This is a genomic window from Streptomyces sp. WELS2, from assembly GCF_013870595.1.
In the GTDB taxonomy this organism is placed as follows: Bacteria; Actinomycetota; Actinomycetes; order Streptomycetales; family Streptomycetaceae; genus Streptomyces.
Genome location: NZ_JACBWZ010000509.1, coordinates 1 through 4607, shown reverse-complemented (window position 1 = coordinate 4607; position 4607 = coordinate 1). Strand labels below are relative to the sequence as shown.

Annotated in this window: 5 protein-coding genes and 1 pseudogene; 3 read left to right on the top strand and 3 right to left on the bottom strand. The window is 70.8% G+C overall.

Translation table 11 applies throughout. From position 1 onward, the window contains the following. Positions 1–345, bottom strand: a 345-nt coding sequence (locus tag H5J33_RS24395; protein WP_181797028.1) for an ankyrin repeat domain-containing protein, incomplete at its 3' end; no start/stop codon positions are given. Positions 346–1278: 933 nt separating this feature from the next. Between H5J33_RS24395 and H5J33_RS24390 the strand changes: the two genes are divergently transcribed. Both H5J33_RS24390 and H5J33_RS38750 read left to right on the top strand, forming a co-directional pair. Then, entirely contained in the window at positions 1279–1794 is a 516-nt protein-coding gene (locus H5J33_RS24390; protein WP_181797027.1) for a DUF4232 domain-containing protein, read from the top strand. Between the two features lie 77 nt (positions 1795–1871). Next, positions 1872–2456 (top strand): annotated as a pseudogene (locus H5J33_RS38750) (DUF4259 domain-containing protein); the annotation flags it as partial. Between the two features lie 50 nt (positions 2457–2506). Here H5J33_RS38750 and H5J33_RS24385 read toward each other — a convergent pair. Both H5J33_RS24385 and H5J33_RS24380 read right to left on the bottom strand, forming a co-directional pair. Further along, positions 2507–3181 (bottom strand): NUDIX domain-containing protein, encoded by a 675-nt coding sequence (locus tag H5J33_RS24385; protein WP_181797026.1) that lies wholly within the window; start codon positions 3179–3181, stop codon positions 2507–2509. Then, positions 3178–3561 (bottom strand): DUF4406 domain-containing protein, encoded by a 384-nt coding sequence (locus H5J33_RS24380; RefSeq protein WP_181797025.1) that lies wholly within the window; start codon positions 3559–3561, stop codon positions 3178–3180. Before H5J33_RS24380 ends, H5J33_RS24385 begins: the two co-directional genes overlap by 4 nt. Before the next feature lie 48 nt (positions 3562–3609). On the opposite strand from H5J33_RS24380, the gene H5J33_RS24375 reads away from it, so the two are divergent. Continuing rightward, on the top strand, positions 3610–4365 hold the full coding sequence (locus H5J33_RS24375; RefSeq protein ID WP_181797024.1) for a DeoR/GlpR family DNA-binding transcription regulator: 756 nt from the start codon (positions 3610–3612) through the stop codon (positions 4363–4365). Positions 4366–4607: the final 242 nt, after the last annotated feature.

Below are 4607 nucleotides of genomic sequence, written 5' to 3'. Positions count from 1 at the left end.
GCCGGCCAGGCTCAGCCGCCCCGGTGACCAGCCGGCCAGCACCGGCCGCCACGGGTCGGCTCCCGCGGCGACGAGGACGCGTGCGATCTGAGGCCGGTGCCCGACCACCGCCTCCCACAGCGCGGTCGTACCGTCCTGCAGGGCGTCGACATCGGCGACGCGCCCGGCCAGCTCCGCGACGACCTCGGGCGAGCCGAACGCCACGGCCCGGTGCAGGGGCCGTTCCCCGCACGGCAGCGCCTCCGGATCGGCGCCCTGGTCGAGGCGCCGCCGGATGTCCCGGTGGTCCCGCCAGCCCTCCCAGTCGACGCCGCCCTCCCAGCCGCCTGCCGGTCCCGTCCCCATATCGCCTCCCGCGCACCGCCCGACGGCACCCTGCCGCACACGGCCACCCTCGCAGACGGGTCCGACAACGCCATCACCGTCGCGGCGTCGCGGCGTCGCGGCGGGCCATGGACGCCGGCGCCACCGAGTCTGCCGCGGGCCGCGCCCTCGCCGAACATCCCGGCACCCGTGACCGCCGCCGTCCACCCCGGCATCTGTCGCGCCGTACGTCGACACGCGATTCCTGACTCGACGCCCCCACCCGGCACGTCCGCTCCCTGCGCTGGAGGCGCTGTTCACGGACCACCGTCCGGAGGCGCCGAGGTCGCTGTGCCCGTCGACGACCGACCCGGCTGTAGCGCGGGGCCGGCGGAAACGGACGGCGGCCAGGCTGGAGGGCCGCCACATAATCGTCCGCGGGCTCTGGCCGCCGGGCCGCTGCCTAAGCTGCGCCCGTACCGGAAGGCGGGCGTCGGTCGACCGGAGTGTTGCGCGGGGGACTGGACGGAGGAGTACGCGAGGTTCTCGGCGGCATCCGACCCCTGCCTGGCGGTCGGGCGCGACGTGCCGTCCTTCGCGCACGCGGCCGAGCTGGATCACGGGCGGCTCGCCGGTATGCCCGGTGAGGAGGGTGACGGCTTCGCCGGGGGGGAGCAGGTGCCTGGCCCATGTGAGGTAGCCGTAGTGGCCGGCATCGAGCCAGATGCAGCCATAGTCGCCACTGCGGTTCCACACCGAGCCCGTCTCCCCTGATCAGGTTTTCCCACCACTCACCTGCGCCGTTGCCTGCCGGGGCGGGCGCGGTACGGGTTGAGGAGAGAGACGCTCACGGTCGCTGTGGCGAAGGCGTTACATCGCCGTGACGCCCATAACGAAAGAAATCGGCAGGCTTCGTGGCGTCAGGAAGTTCGGGGCACCGCCCCACGTATGACCGCTAGACACGGAGAGTCGACCATGGGCAAGTCCACCAAGTTCGTGATGGCAGTTGCCGGCGTTGCACTGGCGGGAATCGCCGGCACGGGTGTCGCGCAGGCATCCACCTCCGCGCACCCGTCCGACTCCGGCGCTCCGTCCTCGTGCCGCCCCGCCAACCTCAAGACGAAGATCACGCCGGACACCGCCAGCTCCGGGCACCGCCACTACCGCGTCACGCTGACCGCGGCCCCCAAGACCAGCGCCTGCCAGCTGGCCGGCTCCCCCCGCGACGTGAAGTTCTACAACAACAGCTCCCTCAAGGGCATCACCGCGAAGCCCTACGGCTCGCAGGGCACCAAGGTGACCTTCGGCCCCGGTCACCCCGTCCACTTCGACATCCAGGTGCCCAACGCCGGCAAGGGCGCGACGGCCAACCGGGTCGTCTTCACCCTCAGGACCCCCGGCGGCGGGATCATCCCGGGTGACCAGGAGGCCGACGGCAAGCTGTCCGTCGACTTCGGCACCCAGATCGGTCCCGTGCAGCCCGGCGCCTGACCGACACCGTAAGCGAGGACCGACCGCGTCCGGCCCGCCACCGTCGGAGACGCTGTTGGTCAGTTCCGCCCCGCTGGATGTCACCCGGCGGGGCGGAATGCCGCGAAGAGGGGCGGCCGCGTCCGGCGGGGCAGCGTTCGCTTCGCAGGTCACGCTCCTTCCCACACCGTGACGCGGCATCCGGGCGCCAACTACGGGAGAGACAGTGGAGACAGGGAACAGCGGGAGGCTATCGGGAGTCCTCCTCGCCACGTGACGGATGTCAGTGGCTCCTGGAACCATGCCTTCGCCCGAGACAGCCCTATCAGGAGCCATGCACGGGGACGTGGGAAACCGGCCCCTTCGACAGCGATCTCGCCGCAGACTTCGTCGATGAACTCGAAGGACTAACCCACCAGCAGGTCATCGACGTACCGGAGAGGGCATTCCAGCGAGTCACCGACTCGGGAGAACGCGTCGACGGCGCAGACGGGGCCGAAGCCGTTGCCGCCGGTGCTCTCGTCGCGAGCACCCTTCCGGGCGGTTCCATCGTGATTGACCCGGACGACGGCCCCAGGGAACCGCTGCCCCAACTGCCCGCCTACCTGCGGGCGTCGGTGAGACCCGCACTGGACCGGGTTCTCCGGGACGGATCAGAAATGGCAATCGGCTGGGTGGACAGCGCTGACGCTGAACGCTCTGCCTTCCTGGGCTATCCGGCGAAGGCGGACTTTCAGACCTTCTGCTGTCGGGCGAAGGGCCCGCACAGGGCTGCCCATTGCAGGAGCAGGATGGTCTTGCCGTCGGTGATGCGTCCGTCGCGGGTCATGGCGAGGGCCTCGGCAAAGGGGAGTTCGAAGACTTCGATGTCCTCGCCCTCTTCCTCGAGTCCTCCGCCCGTGCCGGTCCGGTCAGCCGGGGTGTAGGGGGCGGCGAAGAAGTGGAGGCGCTCGGTGACGGAACCCGGGCTCATGTAGGCATCGAGCACGTGGGTGAGCGGGCCGAGTCCGATGCCGAGTTCCTCGGCACTCTCGCGGCGGATCGCGGTGTGCGGGTCTTGCGCGTCGAGCAGTCCGGCCGCCGCCTCGATGAGCATGCCGTCGGGGTGGCCGTTCACGTAGGCCGGGTAGCGGAACTGGCGGGTGAGCAGGACGCGGCTGCGTTCGGTGTCGTAGGGCAGGACGACGGCGCCGTTGCCGCGGTCGTAGGTCTCGCGCTGCTGGGTCTCCCACCGTCCGTCGCGGCGCCGGTAGTCGAAGGTGGTGCGGCGCAGGACGTGCCAGCCCTGGGAGGTGAGTTCGACATCGCGTATCCGGACGTCGGGGTTGCGGTCGAGGTCGCGTCCGGCGAGGTGGAGACCGGTGCGTCCGCGGTGATCGGGGGTGTCGACACCCGGGCTGCTCGTCACGTGGTCTCCTGCGGGGTGCGGCGCGGAATCTCGGCGACGTCGTGGTAGACGGGCAGGCCGCGGCGGCGGGCGGTGGCGACGTCCTGGTCGGCGCCTGCGGATTCGCCCTGCAAGCGCAGCACGGCGTCGCAATGGGCGAGCAGCCGGTCGGCGGTCGGGTAGAGCACCTGGTCGGCGAGGGGGTCGGTGGGGCCCGCGCCGGCGGAGCGGAGGACGGGCAAGGCGAGCCACTCGCCGATCACGGGGAGATGTCCGGCCGCGAAGACGGGCCAGGCCGCGGCTTCCAGGCGGGCGAGGTTGGCGGCCATGGCCTCCGGGTCGCCGTCGGTACCGGAACGGTAGGGACCTGCGATGAGGACGAGCATGGGCTTGTCGGTCATGGCGGCTAAGATACATGCAGAATCGTGCAAGAACGAGAAGGAACGTGAATGCTGGCTGCTGAACGACGCGAGCACCTGCTCGATCTGCTCGCCCGTACGGGAAAGATCGTGGCCAAGGAGGTCGCCGCCGAACTGGGCATTTCCGAGGACAGCGTGCGGCGTGACCTTCGCGATCTCGCCGCCGAGGGGTTGTGCCAAAGGGTGTACGGTGGCGCGCTGCCCGTGTCTCCCGCAGTGGTGGACTACGACGCACGGCAGGCGGTGGCCCCGGACGGCAAGCGGAAGGTCGCCTCAGTGGCCGCCGCACTGGTGCGGCCGGGCGGCTCGGTGATCCTCGACGGCGGCACCACCGCCCTCGCCGTGGCGCGGGCGCTCCCGAAGGACCTCGCCTGCACGGTGATCACCCACAGCCCGACGATCGCCACGGCTCTGATCGACCACCCGCTGGCGGAGCTCTTCCTCCTCGGGGGGCGCGTCTTCAAGCACTCGGCGGTCACCTGCGGCGCCGCCGCGGTCGAGGCCGCGCAGAACGTCTCCGCCGACCTGTGCCTGCTCGGCGTCACCGGCGTCCACCCCGAGGCCGGACTGACCACGGGGGACGCCGAGGAGGCGGCGATGAAGCGTGCCCTGTCCGCGCGGGCCGCTGACACCTACATCCTCGCCTCTTGCGAGAAGGTCGGTACGGCCTCGCCGTACCGCGTCCTGCCGTGGGAGAAGATCACCGGGCTGATCACCGACGCCGATGCTCACGACACGGTCATCGAGCAACTCAAGACACTCGGCGTGGAGGTCCTCGTAGCCTGACGAGAGCCGAATCCGGGATCTCGGACCATCAGGAGCGCTCTCCGAGGTGCTGAGCCCGTAGCGAATCGAACAATCTTCACGTGCAGTGCCTCCCGAACCGGTGAACGCGGGTCGGCGGCGCCACCGGCGATGGCGCCGGCGCTGGTCTGGGCCGGAACGCGGACAGCGCCGCGCCAGGTGACAGCCACGCCTCGAAGTCGACCGTGTCGCCGAAACCCGGCGTCTGGAACAGGTCACGGGCA

What these genes read in the sequence shown, in the direction of transcription:
- H5J33_RS24375 (WP_181797024.1), top strand. Translation starts at nt 3,610, where the DNA reads ATGCTGGCTGCTGAACGACGCGAGCACCTGCTCGATCTGCTCGCCCGT.
- H5J33_RS24390 (WP_181797027.1), top strand. Translation starts at nt 1,279, where the DNA reads ATGGGCAAGTCCACCAAGTTCGTGATGGCAGTTGCCGGCGTTGCACTG.
- H5J33_RS24380 (WP_181797025.1), bottom strand. Translation starts at nt 3,561, where the DNA reads ATGACCGACAAGCCCATGCTCGTCCTCATCGCAGGTCCCTACCGTTCC.